The 15975-nt window shown below is 65.8% G+C and carries 13 protein-coding genes and 2 pseudogenes; 7 read left to right on the top strand and 8 right to left on the bottom strand.

All coding sequences use genetic code 11. The features are described 5' to 3' along the window. Nucleotides 1-494, top strand: a 494-nt coding sequence (locus tag AC3AYF_RS09015) for a class I SAM-dependent methyltransferase (RefSeq protein ID WP_295040217.1), incomplete at its 5' end; no start/stop codon positions are given. 108 nt (nucleotides 495-602) lie between these two features. On the opposite strand, the gene AC3AYF_RS09010 is transcribed toward AC3AYF_RS09015, so the two are convergent. Then, nucleotides 603-1907 (bottom strand): aspartate aminotransferase family protein, encoded by a 1305-nt coding sequence (locus AC3AYF_RS09010; RefSeq protein WP_295040219.1) that lies wholly within the window; start codon nucleotides 1905-1907, stop codon nucleotides 603-605. 113 nt (nucleotides 1908-2020) lie between these two features. Next, nucleotides 2021-3520, bottom strand: a complete 1500-nt coding sequence (locus tag AC3AYF_RS09005) for a CoA-acylating methylmalonate-semialdehyde dehydrogenase (protein WP_295040221.1) — start codon at nucleotides 3518-3520, stop codon at nucleotides 2021-2023. 213 nt (nucleotides 3521-3733) lie between these two features. Between AC3AYF_RS09005 and AC3AYF_RS09000 the strand changes: the two genes are divergently transcribed. Beyond that, complete coding sequence (locus AC3AYF_RS09000) at nucleotides 3734-4708, top strand: LysR family transcriptional regulator (protein WP_295040223.1); 975 nt, start codon at nucleotides 3734-3736, stop codon at nucleotides 4706-4708. Between the two features lie 20 nt (nucleotides 4709-4728). On the opposite strand, the gene AC3AYF_RS08995 is transcribed toward AC3AYF_RS09000, so the two are convergent. From AC3AYF_RS08995 to AC3AYF_RS08980, 4 genes are all read right to left on the bottom strand, one after another. Then, on the bottom strand, nucleotides 4729-5952 hold the full coding sequence (locus AC3AYF_RS08995) for an MFS transporter (protein WP_487779643.1): 1224 nt from the start codon (nucleotides 5950-5952) through the stop codon (nucleotides 4729-4731). Nucleotides 5953-6289: 337 nt separating this feature from the next. Further along, nucleotides 6290-6880, bottom strand: a complete 591-nt coding sequence (locus AC3AYF_RS08990; protein WP_295040227.1) for an NADPH-dependent FMN reductase — start codon at nucleotides 6878-6880, stop codon at nucleotides 6290-6292. A gap of 52 nt (nucleotides 6881-6932) precedes the next feature. Further along, nucleotides 6933-8405, bottom strand: a complete 1473-nt coding sequence (locus AC3AYF_RS08985; protein ID WP_295040229.1) for a sensor histidine kinase — start codon at nucleotides 8403-8405, stop codon at nucleotides 6933-6935. 2 nt (nucleotides 8406-8407) lie between these two features. Then, complete coding sequence (locus AC3AYF_RS08980) at nucleotides 8408-9118, bottom strand: response regulator transcription factor (RefSeq protein ID WP_295040231.1); 711 nt, start codon at nucleotides 9116-9118, stop codon at nucleotides 8408-8410. Nucleotides 9119-9307: 189 nt separating this feature from the next. Between AC3AYF_RS08980 and AC3AYF_RS08975 the strand changes: the two genes are divergently transcribed. From AC3AYF_RS08975 to AC3AYF_RS08960, 4 genes are all read left to right on the top strand, one after another. Further along, a complete protein-coding gene (locus tag AC3AYF_RS08975) occupies nucleotides 9308-9643 on the top strand; it encodes a pentapeptide MXKDX repeat protein (RefSeq protein ID WP_487779642.1) in 336 nt (111 codons plus the stop codon). 60 nt (nucleotides 9644-9703) lie between these two features. Then, the gene (locus AC3AYF_RS08970) at nucleotides 9704-10609 is read left to right on the top strand and encodes a cytochrome b/b6 domain-containing protein (RefSeq protein WP_295040870.1); all 906 of its coding nucleotides are present in this window, start codon (nucleotides 9704-9706) and stop codon (nucleotides 10607-10609) included. Then, nucleotides 10602-11387: a molybdopterin-binding protein gene (locus AC3AYF_RS08965; protein WP_487779641.1), complete on the top strand. Its 786-nt coding sequence runs from the start codon at nucleotides 10602-10604 to the stop codon at nucleotides 11385-11387. Before AC3AYF_RS08970 ends, AC3AYF_RS08965 begins: the two co-directional genes overlap by 8 nt. 99 nt (nucleotides 11388-11486) lie before the next feature. Further along, nucleotides 11487-11945, top strand: coding sequence for a DUF417 family protein (locus AC3AYF_RS08960; RefSeq protein WP_295040868.1), 459 nt, complete (start codon nucleotides 11487-11489; stop codon nucleotides 11943-11945). A 16-nt stretch (nucleotides 11946-11961) separates the two neighbouring features. Here AC3AYF_RS08960 and AC3AYF_RS08955 read toward each other — a convergent pair whose 3' ends face one another. Both AC3AYF_RS08955 and AC3AYF_RS08950 read right to left on the bottom strand, forming a co-directional pair. Continuing rightward, nucleotides 11962-13032: a 2,3-butanediol dehydrogenase gene (locus AC3AYF_RS08955; protein WP_295040867.1), complete on the bottom strand. Its 1071-nt coding sequence runs from the start codon at nucleotides 13030-13032 to the stop codon at nucleotides 11962-11964. Between the two features lie 30 nt (nucleotides 13033-13062). Then, nucleotides 13063-14859: pseudogene (locus AC3AYF_RS08950) on the bottom strand (NAD(P)-binding domain-containing protein). Between the two features lie 395 nt (nucleotides 14860-15254). Between AC3AYF_RS08950 and AC3AYF_RS08945 the strand changes: the two are divergent. After that, nucleotides 15255-15975: pseudogene (locus AC3AYF_RS08945) on the top strand (sigma-54-dependent Fis family transcriptional regulator); the annotation flags it as partial.

Here is a 15975-nt window from a genome sequence, read left to right as displayed (position 1 = left end):
GGCTGCTGGAGGCAGGGTATCGGGTCGTCGGTGCGGAGCTGAGCGAGATCGCGGTGGGTCAGCTTTTCGAAGCATTGAAACTCGTCCCCGACATCTCGTCCTGGGAGGGCGGCCAATACTGGCAGTCCGGTAGATTGGCTATCTTCCAGGGTGACATCTTCCGCCTGAAAGCCGACGACCTGGGGCCGGTCGACCTGGTCTACGACCGCGCCGCGCTGGTGGCCTTGCCGCCGTCGATGCGTGGCACCTATGCCGCTCAGATCCTGGCGTTGACCCACGCGGCGCCGCAATTGCTGATCACCTTCGAGTACGATCCCGCCGAGAAGGCGGGGCCGCCGTTTCCGGTGCTGCCTGAGGAAGTGGCCGGCCACTACGCCGACAGCCATGCCATTGCCGAACTGTCGCGCAAGGACGTGCTCGAATCGTCGCTCAACTTCAAGGAGGCTGGCGTCTCCCGATTTATCGAAGTGGCGTGGCAGTTGATGCCGCGCTGACTGTCGTCGGGACGAGCGTGGGAGATCGAGGGGCCGGTGGCAGGCGGCTACTCGGCGACCCCTCGCCGTTCCAGCCCCGGTCGGGCCGACTAATCGCCCGGCGTCCTCTCAGCCCAGTGTACCCAGCGCCTCGTCGATGATCGCCAGCCCCCGTTCGGCCTCACCGGCGGTAACGATGCACGGCGGCACCACGTGGATGCGGTTGGCGACCACGAACGCCAGCAGGCCACGTTCCATCATCGCCTGCTTGAGCTTGCCGACCTTGGCCCCGGCCAGCGGCGTGCGGCTGTCCCGGTCCTCGACCAGTTCGATGGCGTGGAACACCCCCAGGCCGCGCACCTCGCCGACATGGGCATGGCGCTGGGCCAGGCGGGCGAGTCCGGGGGTGAGCACCGTCTCGCCGATGTGGCGGGCGTTGTCGACGACACCCTCTTCCTGCATCGTCTCCAGGGTGGCGCAGATCGCCGCCATGGCCAGCGGGTGGCCGGAGTAGGTCAGGCCGCCGTAGAACATCTCGTCGTCGAAGTGGTGGGCGATGCGCTGGTTGACGATCACCCCGCCGGCGGGCACATAGCCCGAATTGACACCCTTGGCGAAGGTGATCAGGTCCGGCACCACGTCGAAGTGATCCAGCGCCAGCCAGGCGCCGGTACGGCCGAAGCCGGCCATTACTTCGTCGAAGATCAGCATCAGGCCGAACTCGTCGGCCAGCGCGCGCACCCCGGCCAGATAGCCCGGCGGCGGCACCAGTACGCCGGCGGTGCCCGGGATGGTCTCGAGCAGCAGCCCGGCGATGCTCGCCGGTCCCTCGCACTCGATCACCCGGCGCAGGTGGTGCAGCGCGCGCTGGCACTCCTCCTCCTCGTTGCCGGCCCAGAATTCGCTGCGATACAGCCAGGGGTTGAAGAAGTGCACGTGGCCGCGGGCGTACTCGTTGGGCACTCGGCGGAAATCCCCGGTGGCGGCGATCGCCGAGCCGGTACCGCCGTGGTAGGAGCGGTAGGCCGAAAGGATCTTGTCGCGGCCGGTGACCGCCCGCGCCATGCGGATGGCGTTCTCGTTGGCGTCGGCGCCGGCGTTGGTGAAGAACACCTTGGCGAAACCGGCCGGGGCGCGTTCGAGGATCTTCTCGGCGGCGCGCCCGCGCATCCAGTTGGCGTGGGCGGGGGCGATGGTGGTCAGCTCGTCGGCCTGGGCCTTGATCGCCGCGATCACCCGCGGATGCTGGTGGCCGATATTGGTGTTGACCAGCTGGCTGGAGAAGTCGAGGTACTCGCGGCCGTCGTAGTCCCACAGCCGGCAGCCTTCGCCGCTCTTGATCACCAGCGGATCGAGCGCGCCCTGGGCCGACCAGGAGTGGAACACGTGGGCGCGGTCGAGCGCCTTCACCTGCTGATTGTCGATCGAGTGCATGGGGAATCCTGTCGTGTCACATGGTGTCCGGGACGCTGCGCCAGACCCTGTCTGTCTCTCATTGCGTGGCCCTGTCTGAAAAGTCGACGAGCGCAGTACTTTTCAGGCATGGCCTAGAGCGTTGGCATGGTGTACTGATTGGTTGCCTCCCGCAGACCGGAGGGCCAGCGTGCGGTGACCGTCTTCATGCGCGTGTAGAAGCGTACGCCGTCGGCGCCGTGCACGTGCAGCGCGCCGAACAGCGAACGCTTCCAGCCGCCGAAGCTGTGGAACGCCATGGGCACCGGGATCGGCACGTTGACCCCGACCATGCCGACCTGGATCTGCTCGCAGTACTGCCGCGCGCTGTCGCCGTCGCGGGTGAAGATGGCGGTGCCGTTGCCGAACTCGTGGTCGTTGACCATCTTGACCGCGGCATCGAAGCTCTCGGCGCGGGCGATCACCAGCACCGGGCCGAAAATCTCCTCGTCGTAGATGCGCATGCCCGGCTTGACGTGGTCGAACAGGGTGCCGCCGATGAAGAAACCGTTGCTGTCGTGCTGGAGCTGGCGGCCGTCGCGCACCAGCTCGGCGCCTTCCTGCACGCCCTGCTCGATATAGCCGCTCACCTTCTCCAGGTGCGCGCGGGAGACCAGCGGTCCCATGTCGTGGTCCGGGCCGTCGGTGAGGCTCTCGCCCACGCGCAGCTCGTCCAGCCGTGACAACAGCTTCTCGCGCAGCTTCTCGGCGGTCTCGTCGCCCACTGGCATCGCCACCGAGATCGCCATGCAGCGCTCGCCGGCACTGCCGTAGGCGGCGCCCATCAGCGCGTCCGCGGCCTGGTCGAGATCGGCGTCGGGCATGATCACCATATGGTTCTTGGCCCCGCCGAGGGCCTGCACGCGCTTGCCGTGGGCGGAGGCGGTGGCGTAGACGTACTCGGCGATCGGCGTGGAACCGACGAAGCTCACCGCCTGCACCCGCGGATCGGTGAGCAGGGTGTCGACCGCCTCCTTGTCGCCGTTGACCACGTTGAGCACGCCCTCGGGCAGCCCCGCTTCACTGAACAGCTCGGCAATGCGCAGGGTGGCCGAGGGGTCCTTCTCCGACGGCTTGAGCACGAAGGTGTTACCGGCGGCGATGGCGATCGGGAACATCCACAGCGGCACCATGGCCGGGAAGTTGAACGGGGTGATGCCGGCGCAGACGCCCAGCGGCTGCATCAGCGAGAAGGAGTCGATGCCCGAGCCGACGTTGAGCGAGTGCTCGCCCTTCTGCAGATGCGGCATGCCGCAGGCGAACTCGACCACTTCCAGGCCGCGGGTCAGCTCGCCCTTGGCGTCGGAGAACACCTTGCCGTGCTCCTGGGAGATCAGCCGGGCGAGCTCGTCCGCGTGGGCCTCCAGCAATGACTTGTAGTTGAACAGGACCCGGGAGCGCCTGAGGGGGGAGAAGGCCGACCACTGTTCGAACGCAGCCTGCGACGAGGCGATGACCCGCTCGACATCCGCACGGGAGGCCAGCAGAACCTCGCCGGAGCGCTGCCCGGTGGAGGGGTTGAAGATCGGGCTGGTGCGCGTCGAGTCCAGCGCGGCGCGCTTGCCGTCGACGAAGTGAGTCAGCGTGTCGGACATGTGATCTCGATCCTTTGGGTATCAATCGACGATGGAAAATCTCGGGCAGGGCGCGGTGGCGAGCGCTTGCCCGATTGGCCAGGGTCCAGATTGAGGCTGGAGGATAGCGTCAATAAATCCCTGTATGCTTAATTTCACTAAACGCTTTGCTTAACTTTCCCCGCTACTCGCGGGCGTTCGGCCGATAGGGCGCCGGGAACGACAGGTACCGACATGAGTTCACGCAAGATCACGCTAATGGGGCAGTTGGGGGATGTCGATCTGCGCCTGCTGCGCATCTTCCGCAAGGTGGTGGAGTGCGGCGGCTTCTCGTCGGCGGAGGTCGAGCTCAACATCAGCCGGGCGGCGATCAGCATGGCGATGAGCGATCTGGAGGCGCGTCTCTCGATGCGGCTGTGCCAGCGGGGCCGCAGCGGCTTCCAGTTGACCAGCGAAGGGCAGGCGGTATTCGAGGCCACCATGCAGCTGCTCGCCGCCGTGGAAGATTTTCGTACCCGCGTCAACGGCCTGCACTCCAGCCTGACCGGTGAGCTCAATATCGGCATCACCGACAATCTCGTCACCATGCCCAACATGCATGTCACCGAGGCGCTGCGGGCGCTCAAGGCGCGCGGCGACAACGTCCACATCAATATCCGCATGGCGCCCCCCAACGACATCGAGATGGCGGTACTCGGCGGTAGCCTGCATGCCGGCGTGGTGCCGGAACTCAAGCGCGTGCCGGGGCTCGACTATCTCTCGCTCTACGACGAGCAGTCGGCGCTCTACTGCAGCGACCGGCATCCGCTTTTCGACGCCGACGCGCCCACGCCGCAGCAGATCGCGTGCTTCGATGCCGTGGTTCCCTCCTACGCCCAGACCCCCGAGATCAAGCGCGTGCATGAGACGCTCAAGCCGAAGGCCTCCGCCACGGACCGCGAGGGTGTCGCCTTCCTGGTGCTGACCGGCAGCTATGTCGGTTTTCTGCCCACCCACTTCGCCCAGCGCTGGGTCGAGCACGGCCGTATGAAGCGGCTCGCGCCCGACACCTTCGAGTACGCCACCCGCTATGAATATTCCACCCGCTACTATGCCATCACCCGTAAGGGGCGCCCGCCCAACCTGGTGTTGGAGAGCTTTCTCAAGGCGCTGCGATCCCTGATGGAGGCGTTGCCCCGCGACGAGCCGACAGCCGGCCGCGGTTCATGACGACGCTCGGTTTCTCCCGATCAGGATGACGAGACCCGGCGGCGCTGCTGGAACATGAGCCGCGCCGCCACCGCCGCCGCGATCACGCCGGATGCGGCAGCGACCGCCATGGCCCAGCGCGGTCCGGCGTGATCGGCCAGCCAGCCGACGATGGGGGCGCCGAGGGGCGTGCCGCCCATGATCCCCGCCATTCTCAGTGCCATCACCCGGCCGCGCATGGCGGGATCGGTGGTCAACTGCATCAGCGCGTTGGACGAGGTGTTGAAGGTCAGCGCCGTGAATCCGGTCAGGGTCAGCATGGCGGCGAACAGGACGACGTTGGGCGAGACCGCCGCCAAAGCGCTGAAGACGCCGAAGGCGAGGGTCGATATGCCCAGCAGGCGCAGGTCCGGCCGTTCCCGACGGGCGGCCATGAGCGCACCGCCCACCGATCCGATCGCCAGCGCCGAGGTGAGAACTCCGTACTGGTCGGCGCCACCCTGGAAGATGGAGACCGACATGGTCGAGATATAGATCGGGAAGTTGAAGCCGAAGGTGCCGATCAGGAACAGCATGACCATCATCGCCTTCAGGTCGGGACGTCTCCAGACATAGCGAAAGCCCTCCAGCAGCCCGCCGGCGCGACGATCCGACTTGAGCGGCGTGTGGAGCTGGTCGACCCGCAGCAGGAACAGCGAGCTCAGCACTGCCGCGAAAGAGACCGCGTTGATGAGGAATACCCAGCCGGTGCCGATGGCGGCGATCAGCACGCCGGCCACCGCCGGGCCGATCATGCGCGCGCTGTTGAACGAGGTCGAGTTGAGGGCGACGGCGTTGGCGAGGTAGGTCTCGCCGACCAGGTCGTTGACGAATACCTGGCGAGCCGGGCCGTCGAAGGCGGTGACGCAGCCGAGCCCCAGGGCGAAGGCGTAGACCTGCCATAACGTGACTGCGCCGGTCACGGTGACCAGGCCGAGCCCCAGCGCCAGCAGGCCCAGCAGGGCCTGGGTCAGCATGATCAGCCGACGGCGGTCGAAGCGGTCCGCCGCGTAGCCGGTGAACGGCAACAGCAGCAGCTGCGGCCCGAACTGCAGCGCCATGGTGATGCCGACGGCGCTGGCGTTGTGGTCGGTGAGCACGGTCAGGACCAGCCAGTCCTGGGCGACGCGCTGCATCCAGGTGCCGATATTGGAGACCAGCGCACCGCCGGCCCAGATCCGGTAGTTGTAGACGCGCAGCGAGCGGAAGAGGCGGGTGTCGCTCATCGTCGCGGCGACTGCCCACGCGGGGCGACGACTGACACGAGAGGATCGGTGGTCATGCGAAGGTCGAAGACTCCTTGTCGATGAAGCCGACGCCGGGCCCGAATCCTTGGCCGGCGTCGCCCGCGCTGGCAGGCGGGATAGTCACACCAGTGTAAGAGGGTGTTTACAAAATGCCTGCGCTCGGCAATACGGCGTTAAAATCGGCCTCGTACGCGAGCCCGGTCAAAATGCTCATTTACCCCGTGTAAACTGGAACGCCAGCCCGGTCCGTTTTCGCCGATTTTGCCTTGTCTTGCCTTCGCTCGCCGAATTTGTAAACACCCTCTGACGCGTTGGCTCAGAAAGGCGGCGATCGATGCTCGCGCTGGCGCCTGCCTGCCTCGACCCACCAGCTCAGGTCGTCGGCAAATCGGCCGAAGGCGCGTTCGAAGGATTTGCCGGCATCGCCGACGGGCGTCCCGGTGTCGTCCAGAGTCTTGCCGATCTGGCCGACCGTGACCGTGCTGGAGATGACCACCATGCCCATCTCGGCCAGGGTGCCGCGCCAGGCGAGACTGGCGTGGGCACCGCCCAGGCGGCCGGCCGAGTAGCTGACGATACCGGCCGGGCGCCAGAACCACTCCTCCAGGAAGTGGTCGGTCAGATTCTTCAGCCCCGGCTGCACGCCCCAGTTGTATTCGCCGGTGACGAAGATGAAGCCGTCCGCGTCGCGGATCTTGTTCGCCAGCGTCTCCATCGCCTCCGGGGCCTCGCCCGCGGGGTACTCCTTGTACATGCGGTCCAGCATCGGCAGGTCGACGGCCTTGGCGTCGATGAGTTCGGCGTCGGCACCCTGGGCATCGAGCGTGCGCACCACGTAGTCCGCCAGCCGGATGCCGGCGCGGTCGGATCGGTAGGAACCGTAGAACACGAGTATACGATCTGTCATGAGAAGCCTCCGTGAGAGCCGGCGAGCCGGGATTGCCGTCCCGGTCAGGTTATCACGGCTTCGCCAGCGGCAGCGTGAACCAGATGCAGGAGCCGCGGCCGGGCTTGCTCTCGAGGGTCAGTTTCGAGTCGTGACGTTTCAACACATCGGAGACGATCGCCAGGCCGAGGCCGGTCCCGTCGCCGCGCTCGCGGCCGTGGGCGGTGCGATAGAAGCGCTGGCAGACCAGGGCGATCTCCTCGGGTTTCATGCCGATACCGGTGTCGCGAACGCCGATCTTGAGGGTGTCGGCATTCAGGTGGAGGATGCGGATCGTGACGCGCCCACCGGCATTGGTGGCGAACAGGGCATTGTCGACCAGGTTGGTCAGGGCGTGATCGATCAGCTCGACATCCGCGGCCACCTGGGCCATGTCGGCCTCGTTCTCGACCGCGAGGCAGACGTCATTCTCCTCGGCCCTGGGCCGGAACTTGCTGACGATGTCGTTGGCCAGCTCGGCGAAAGAGAAGGACTCGAGGCTCAGCGGCCGGTCGGAGATATTGGCGTGGGACATCTGCGACAGTTGAGCGGCCAGCCGTGTCAGTCGATCCACGTTGAGACGAATGGCCTCGAGGCTCTCGCGGCCATCGGCGGAGGTTGCGGTGCGCAGCAGTTGCCGGGTGTAGCCGGACAGCGACGTCAGCGGTGTGCGGAATTCGTGGGAGAGATTGGCGACCAGTTCCCGGCGCTGACGGTCGTTGTCGCGCAGCGCCTCCACCTGCGCCTCGATGGTGGCGGCCATCTCGTTGAAGGCCCGGCCCACGCGGCCGATCTCGTCGTCGATCCGGTCGGGGACGCGTTGACGGTAGTCGCCGCGGGCGAAGTGGCGCACGGCGCGTGTCACCCGGGTGAACCGGCGGGTCAGCAACGCAAACAGCGCAAGCCCCACCACCAGAGTCAGCAGCAGGGCGACGCCGGTGGCGATCAGCAGGGTCCGGGTGATGCCGCTGGTCTCCCAGATATTGGCCATCGATACCTGGGTATTGGCCTCCAGCCGCACGAACAGGTAGCCCGGTGTGGCTTCGGGGCCGAAGGTCACCGGCGCTACCGAGAACACCCCTTCGCCATCCTGGCAGGGCATGTCCGCATAGACCGGCAGCATGGGCATCTCCGAGAGCAGTTCCGCGATGGCGCCCCGGTTGACCTGCTCCCCCAGACCACACGAACCCTCGCTGTAGGCACCGACCACCCGGCCGTTCTCATCGAGAACGTATAGCGACAGCGATGGGTTGATGGTCATGATCTGCTGGATGGCGGTATGCACCCGATCGTCGTCGAGACCCTGGCTGAGTGGTGCTCGAAGGGTCTGGGCCAACTGTCGCGCCATGTGGATCTGGGAGCGTTGCAGCCACTCGCGGCCCAACTGGTCGAACTGATCGACCGCGATCAGCGCGGTCGCCGCGGACAGCGCGATCATGCTGGTCAGATAGATGAAGACGATGCGTGCATAGAGACTGCGATAGGCTCTTCTGAGAAGTGGCCACATGATCACTCGGCCGCCGATGCCGGAAGGTCGGTAAAGCGGTAGCCGATGCCCCACACGGTCAGGATGTAACGCGGGTGGGCGGGGTCGTCCTCGATCTTGCTGCGCAGGCGGTTGATGTGGGTGTTGACGGTGTGATCGTAGCCGTCGAACTCCGCGCCCCACACGGCATCGAGCAGCTCGCCCCGGGAAAAGCCGCGGCCGGGGTGGCGGGAAAAGAACGCGAGCAGGGCGAACTCTCTGGCGGTCAGGGAGAGCGGGCGCCCATGCAGCGTCGCGCGGTGATGGGTGACGTCGATCTCCAGATCCATCACGACGACGGGACGGGAGTCGGGCCTCCTGTGTGCGTCGACCGCTTCCCGGCGCCGCATCAGCGCGTGGATCCTCGCCACCAGAATGTCGGTATCGAACGGCTTGGTGATGTAGTCGTCGGCGCCGATTTCCAGGCCTTCGACCACTTCCCGGGTGCCGGCAAGTGCCGTCAACATGATCAGCGGGATGGTGGCGTCCTCCCGGCGGATCTCGCGGCAGACCTGCAGGCCGTCGATGCCCGGCAACATCAGATCGAGGATCACCATCGACGACTCCGCCCATCTCGACAGTGCCGCTTCACCGGTACTGACCCATTCGGCCGCGTAGCCGGCCTCGGCCAGTATGGTCTCCAGAAGACGCCCGATATCGGGATCGTCCTCCACGCAGAGTATCGGGCGTTGCATATCGCGCTCCGGAGGATCAAAGGACCGAACATAGCCGAGATGCCCGACCGAGTCATCACGCGAATGTCACGCCTGGAGCGGGACGGTCGGACGTTATGGTTTCGTGATGATTGGCCCGAAATCCCCGATTACCTTGCTATTACCGCCTCGCTACCGAGGTGGCTACCGACAAGGAATACGGAGAAGGTCATGATCGCGAATAAATCGAAGTTCCTGCTGGCATTGAGTGCCACGTTGTTGAGCGGTGGCGTGTTCTTCACGAGCCTTGCCAGTGCCCAGGAAACGCAAACCGATAGCATGCCCCAGGACGCCATGGGGCAAGACAGCATGAGCCAGGACGGCATGAGCCACGACGACGCCATGGGCCAGGACGGCATGGGCCACGACGACGCCATGGGCCAGGACGGCATGGGCCACGACGATGCCATGGGCCAGGACGGCATGGGCCACGACGACGCCATGGGCCAGGACGGCATGAGCCATGACGACGCCATGGGTCAGGACAGCGTGGATCACGATAATTGAGCCATGGCCTTCCGGCGGCCACGGCCGCCGGATGCCGTCTGCGTGAAAGCGAGGTGAATCATGCCATCCGGTATCGGCCCCGTCGCCAATCCCAAGCCCGATTCCAGTTCCAGGCCGGCCTCCGAGCCGGAAGCCTCGGAATCGTCCCGGTTGATCAAGCGCCATAGCCTGGGCACTCGGCTGTGGCACTGGACCAATTTCCTCTGTCTCATCGTGCTGCTGATGAGCGGCCTGCAGATATTCAACGCGCACCCGGCGCTGTACTGGGGAGAGCAATCCGGTTTCTCCGACCCCTTCATCGCGATTCATGCCCAAGCCGGAAACGACGGTGAACAACGGGGTGTGGCACGAGTCGCCGGCTACACGCTCGATACCACTGGCGTGCTGGGGCTCTCCGATGACAATGGACAGCTGCGCCAACGTGCCTTTCCCCGTTGGGCGACGCTGCCGGGGGACAAGTGGCTGACGATGGGGAGAAACTGGCATTTCCTCGCCGGCTGGATCTTTGCCCCTTCGGTGGTGGCGTACCTGCTTTACACCGTGATCAGTCGTCATCGGCGAGGCTCGATCTTTCCGACGCGGCGACAGCTGAGAGCCATACCCAGGACGATTGTCGATCACGCGCGGTTCCGCTTTCATCACGAAGCCGACTACAACGGCATCCAGAAGCTCACCTATGTCCTGGTGCTGTTCGTGCTGTTACCGATGATGATCCTCACCGGGTTGACGATGTCCCCCTCGATCAATGCGGCCTGGCCGTTGCTGACGGAGCTGTTCGGCGGCCGGCAGAGCGCCAGAACCCTGCATTTCATCTTCGCGTTTTCGCTGGTGGGTTTTTTCTTCGTGCATATCGCCCTGGTGCTGGTCTCGGGTGTCTTCAACAACCTGCGCTCGATGGTGACAGGGCGCTATCGCATCACTGAAAGGCCGGCTGGGCCGGTGAATCGGGAGGATTCTCATGAGTAAGCCAGAATCGTCCGGGCCGAATCGGAGTCGGCGCCGGCTTCTCTCCGGCATGGCGGCGCTGGGGGCGGGAAGCCTGCTGGCGGGTTGCGACCGGATTACCGACAACGCGTCGGTGAAGCGCGCGCTGGGTAGCGTCGAGCAACTGACCTACAAGGCGCAGCGGCTGATCGCCTCCCGGCAGGCGCTGGCGCAGGAGTTCGACAAGAGCCAGATCGCACCGGTCTTCCGTCCCAACGGCACGACCAATCCCCAGGAAGATTACTATCGAGCCTGGGTGGAGAACGATTTCGCCGACTGGCGGCTGACGATCGACGGTCTCGTCGAGCAGCCCATGACGTTGTCGCTGGACGAGCTGGGCGCGATGCCGTCGCGAACGCAGATTACCCGCCACGACTGCGTCGAGGGCTGGAGCTGCATTGGCCAGTGGACCGGTGTGCCGCTGGCGGACCTGCTCGATCGCGTGCGTCCGCGGGATCAGGCCAGATTCGTGGTCTTTCATTGTGCCGATCATACCTACGGCGGTAGCGATCTCTACTACGAGAGTCTCGACATGGTCGAGGCCTATCATCCGCAGACAATACTTGCCTATGGCTTGAACGATGCCTCGCTGCCGGTAGCCAATGGCGCGCCCCTGCGTCTGCGAGCGGAACGCCAGCTGGGTTACAAGCAGGCCAAGTACGTCATGCGGGTGGAACTCGTCGACAGCTTCAAGAACATTCACGGTGGCAAGGGCGGCTATTGGGAGGACAGGGGATACGACTGGTGGGCGGGAATCTGACAAAGGGGCGATGATCGGCACCTGTTTACAGGCGCGAAGCACAGGAATGGCTGTATCGATCACGTCGCGTCACCACTAAAAAGGCACACGGAAGCTCGTATGAACTCGCTCGATAAACTGCAACCGCTGATCGCTACAGCCGGTCTCGTCATCCTTCGCTATAGTCTGGTGCTGATCTTTCTCGGCTATGGCCTGTTCAAATTCACCGCCTACGAAGCCTCTGCGATAGCACCGCTCACGGAGAACAGCCCATTCTTTTCGTGGATCAATGCCTTGCTCGGGCAGCGAGGGGGCTCGAGTCTGATCGGTGTGATCGAAGTGATCACGGCTGTGCTCATCGCGCTGCGGCGGCCTTATCCCAAACTCTCTGCGCTAGGGAGCTTGATGGCCGCGTTGGCACTGGTGGGTACGTTAAGCTTCCTGTTCACGACGCCGGACCTCGGCCTGGAATCGGTCACTGCCGGCTTTCTTGTGAAGGATCTCACACTCCTGGGCGCTGCCTTGTGGACAGCGGCCGAGGCGTTGCTGGCATCGAAGAGGCGCGATGGGTCTGTCTGATGCGTGCCGCGGCAGGTCAGGCGCCGGGGTCGACCAGGATCTTCACCTGCGCCTTGTCGGCGAGCAGCGCCTCGAACCCCTGGCTGACCACGTCATCCAGGGCGATGCGTGCGGTCACCAGATCCTCGGCGCGGTAGTAGCCCTGCTGCATCAGCGCGATCACCGCGGGGTAGAGATGGCGATAGGCGATGATGCCCTTGAGCGTACGCTCCTGGATCACCAGCTGGTTGGGGTGGATCGCCGCCTCCGACTCCCAGATGCTGACGATCACCGTCTCGCCGCCGGCGTGGGTGCTGGCGATCGACTGGTTGAGCACCGCGGGCAGGCCGGTGACCTCGAAGGCGACGTCGAAGCCGCCGCCGCTGGCCGCGATCAGCCGCTCGACGATGTCGCCCTCGCTGGGATCGTGCACGATTGCGCCCAGCTCATAGGCGCGCTGCTTGCGTGCGGCGGAGACCTCGACCGCGTGAATCGACGCCGCGCCGGCGGCCTTGAGCGATTCGATCACCATCAGCCCGATCGGCCCGGCACCGAATACCACCGCGCTGTCCCCCGCCTTGAGCGAACTCTGGCGCACCGCGTGCAGGCCGACCGCGGCGGGCTCGACCAGCGCGCCCTGCTCAAAGGAGAGACCCTCGGGCAGCCGATGCACCATGTGCTCGCCGACCACGGTGTACTCGGCGAAGCCGCCGCCACCGCCGGAGAGCCCGTGGAAACCTAGCTGCGGGCTCAAGTTGTAGCGCTCCATCAGATAGGCGCCGTCGCGGTGGGGCGAGAGAATCGGCTCGATCGCCACCCGGTCACCCACCGCCACCCGGGTCACCGCGCTGCCCACCTCGACCACCTCGCCGGCGAACTCGTGGCCCATGACAATGGGCGCCCGGTCGTGGCTCAACGGGTGTGGCGAGTCCACCGGGATGAAGATCGGCCCGGCGGCGTACTCGTGCAGATCGCTGCCGCAGATGCCGCAGGCGGCGACCTTCACTTTGACCTGGTGCGGGTCGTCCAGGGTTGGAACCTCGATCTGCTCGACGCGGATATCGCGTGCCTGGTACCAACGGGCCGCCTTCATATGCTGTTCACTCATGTCGTCTCTCCTGCCGCTGTGGGTTGGCGATCACGCCAGATGGTGGACCGGCTGCAATCCATAGACCGGCGGCTCGAGACCTTCGAGACGCGCCTTCAGTTGCAGCGCCAGATAGTGCGAGTAGTGACGTGACTGGTGCAGATTACCGCCGTGGAACCACAGCGCCGTCTGCTGGGTCGGCTTCCACATGTTGCGCAGTTCTCCCTCCCAGGGGCCGGGATCCTTGGGCGTATCCGAGCCCAGGCCCCAGCACTTGCCGACCCTGTCGGCGACCTCCTGCGAGATGATCTCCGCCGCCCAGCCGTTCATCGAGCCTTAGCCGGTGGCGTAGACGATCAGGTCGGCGGGCAGGTCACTGCCGTCGCTCAGGCTCACCGAGTGCCGGTTGATACGGGCCACGTCGACCCCGCTGCGCAGCTTGATCTCGCCGCTGGCGACCAGCTCGCTGGCGCCGACGTCGATGTAGTAGCCGGAGCCGCGGCGCAGGTACTTGAGAAACAGCCCCGAGTCGTCGGCGCCGAAGTCGAGCAGGAAGCCCGCCCGTTCGAGACGCCGGTAGAAGTCGGCATCCTGCTCGCGGATGGCGTCGAAGGCGGGGCGCTGGAAGTCGGGCAGCAGCCGGTAGGGGATCGAGGCGAAGATCAGGTCCGCCTTGTCGGTGGTGATGCCGTTGGCCAGCGCCTCCTCGGAGTAGAGCGGGCCGAGGGCGTGCTGCATCAGCGAGTCGGACTTGACGATATGGGTCGAGGAGCGCTGCACCATGGTCACGTCGGCGTCGTTCTCCCACAGCGCGGCGCAGATGTCGTGGGCCGAGTTGTTGGCGCCGATCACCACCACCTGCTTGCCGCGGTAGGCGTCGGGGCCGGGGTGGCGGCTGGAGTGGTGCTGCTCGCCGGCGAAGTCGTCGGCCCCGGGGAAGTGCGGCACGTTGGGCACGCCGGACATGCCGGTGGCGAGGATCAGCTGCTTGGGCTTGAGCGTCAGCGGCTCACCGTCGCGTACCACCTTCACCGTCCATTCGCCGCTGGCCTCGTCGAAGCTGGCGCTCTCGCACTCTGTACTGGACCAGTAGTTGAGCTCCATCACCCGGGTATACATCTCCAGCCAGTCGCCGATCTTGTCCTTGGGTGCGAACACCGGCCAGTTGTCCGGGAAGGGCAGATAGGGCAGGTGGTCGTACCAGACCGGATCGTGCAGGCACAGCGACTTGTAGCGCTTGCGCCAGGCATCGCCGGGACGTTCGTGCTTGTCGATCACCAGGGTCGGCACGTTCATCTGGCGCAGGCGGGCGGCGAGGCCGATGCCGCCCTGGCCGCCGCCGACGATCAGACAGTAGGGCTGGCGGGTGATGCCCAGCTCGGCGATCTCGCGGTCGCGGGCTTCGCGCCAGGTCTCGCGCGCCTTGTTGGCACCGTGCTCGGCGCCCTGGGGGCGGTGGTGTCCCCGCGGCTCGGGGTAGTCGTTGAGCGCCTGCAGGGTGGTCAGCAATGTCCAGCACTTGCCTGCCTTCAGGCGCAGCAGCCCCTTGCCGGTGGCGACCCCGGTGGCAAAGGTGAACCAGGCTTCGATCACGCCATCGCTCTCGCTGGCTTCGCCGTCGAGCTGCCACTGGCCGGGGGCGGTATGCGCCAGGGTGGCCTCGAGCATCGCGGCGATCTCCGCCGGGCCCTCCAGGGTCTTCAGGTTCCAGGTGAAGGCGACCAGATCGCGCCAATAGCCGTCGTCGCGAAACAGCGCGGTGGCGCGCGGAATATCACCGGCGCGCAGGGCGGCGTCGAAATCCGCCAGCCACTGTGCGGCCTGCTGGGTGGGGGTGGATGCTGGCATGGGCTGCTCCTGTTGGTGCTCTTGGATGTGGCGCACACAGCGCTCGCGTCAACGTGGTGCAGCAAGCGTGCCAGGCCGTACTAGCGCTTTGGTCTTAGATGTCAAGATGTTGATGAGACTGGGTTTTGTGCATCAGGGGCCGGCTGCGGCGGAAGGGAGATGGCACGCCGGCGGCATGGGTGTAACGGCTCTACGTGACAGCTGTTAACTCGGGCGTGACAGCTGTCACGCCCGGGGACGCGCTGCGACCAACGGACAAGGGCGTCAGCCAGCCGCGAGGGCGTAGTCTGGACACCAAACTGGCCGTCGCTCGCCGACTTTCGTACACACCCTTGCGCGTCGACTTTCCAGACAGCGCACAGGCTGGCAACTGGCCATCGGCAGGAGGCGTCGGAATGGGACTCGGCTTGATGAAAGCGGGCAGGTTCGAGCAGGCACAGCGCCAGCACATCGCCACGCTGGTACGCCTGGGCGAGGGGCGCGAGGCGCTGGCGGGGCGCGAGATCATCCAGCGCTCCTGGCGGCGCTGCGTCGATGACTATCGGCTCGACCCCAGCCGCCCGCGGCCGGTACGTGTGCTGACCCACGAAGCGCTGGTCGACTCGCGCGAGCCGGTGGACGAACTCCTCTACGTGGCCCGGGCCGGGGTCGACCAGCTCTTCGCCCAGGTGGCGCCGATGGGCTATGTCCTGCTGCTGACCGATCGCCACGGGGTCACCGTCGACTTTCGCGGTCATCCGGACCAGGATGCCGCGCTACGTCGCGCCGGGCTCTATCTCGGCGCCGATTGGGACGAACGCCACGCCGGCACCTGCGCCGTGGGTACCTGTATTCACGAGGCGCGTGCCCTGACCTGTCACCAGCGCGAGCACTTCGACGCCACCCATATCGCGCTCACCTGTACCGCGGCGCCGATCCACGACCCTCAGGGGCGGCCCATCGCGGTGCTCGATATCTCCGCGCTGCAGTCACCGCGTGGCCTGGAGAGCCAGAGCTTCGGCCTGCCGCTGGTCACGCTCTACGCGCGGATGATCGAGGACGCCTACTTCCTGCACCGCTACCGCGACACCACCATCCTGCGCTTCGACAAGGAGCCGTCGATCACCGATGCAAGCC

The sequence above is a fragment of the Salinicola sp. genome, assembly GCF_982684285.1.
Note: the sequence above shows the minus strand (reverse complement) of the source record. Positions and strands in the feature narration are given on the sequence as shown.

Excerpts from the sequence above, each read along its gene's own strand:
- AC3AYF_RS09010 (WP_295040219.1), bottom strand. The coding sequence starts at position 1,907 with ATGCACTCGATCGACAATCAGCAGGTGAAGGCGCTCGACCGCGCCCAC.
- AC3AYF_RS08990 (WP_295040227.1), bottom strand. The coding sequence starts at position 6,880 with ATGACAGATCGTATACTCGTGTTCTACGGTTCCTACCGATCCGACCGC.
- AC3AYF_RS08965 (WP_487779641.1), top strand. The coding sequence starts at position 10,602 with ATGAGTAAGCCAGAATCGTCCGGGCCGAATCGGAGTCGGCGCCGGCTT.
- AC3AYF_RS08985 (WP_295040229.1), bottom strand. The coding sequence starts at position 8,405 with ATGTGGCCACTTCTCAGAAGAGCCTATCGCAGTCTCTATGCACGCATC.
- AC3AYF_RS08995 (WP_487779643.1), bottom strand. The coding sequence starts at position 5,952 with ATGAGCGACACCCGCCTCTTCCGCTCGCTGCGCGTCTACAACTACCGG.
- AC3AYF_RS09005 (WP_295040221.1), bottom strand. The coding sequence starts at position 3,520 with ATGTCCGACACGCTGACTCACTTCGTCGACGGCAAGCGCGCCGCGCTG.
- AC3AYF_RS08960 (WP_295040868.1), top strand. The coding sequence starts at position 11,487 with ATGAACTCGCTCGATAAACTGCAACCGCTGATCGCTACAGCCGGTCTC.
- AC3AYF_RS08955 (WP_295040867.1), bottom strand. The coding sequence starts at position 13,032 with ATGAGTGAACAGCATATGAAGGCGGCCCGTTGGTACCAGGCACGCGAT.
- AC3AYF_RS08970 (WP_295040870.1), top strand. The coding sequence starts at position 9,704 with ATGCCATCCGGTATCGGCCCCGTCGCCAATCCCAAGCCCGATTCCAGT.
- AC3AYF_RS08980 (WP_295040231.1), bottom strand. The coding sequence starts at position 9,118 with ATGCAACGCCCGATACTCTGCGTGGAGGACGATCCCGATATCGGGCGT.
- AC3AYF_RS09000 (WP_295040223.1), top strand. The coding sequence starts at position 3,734 with ATGAGTTCACGCAAGATCACGCTAATGGGGCAGTTGGGGGATGTCGAT.
- AC3AYF_RS08975 (WP_487779642.1), top strand. The coding sequence starts at position 9,308 with ATGATCGCGAATAAATCGAAGTTCCTGCTGGCATTGAGTGCCACGTTG.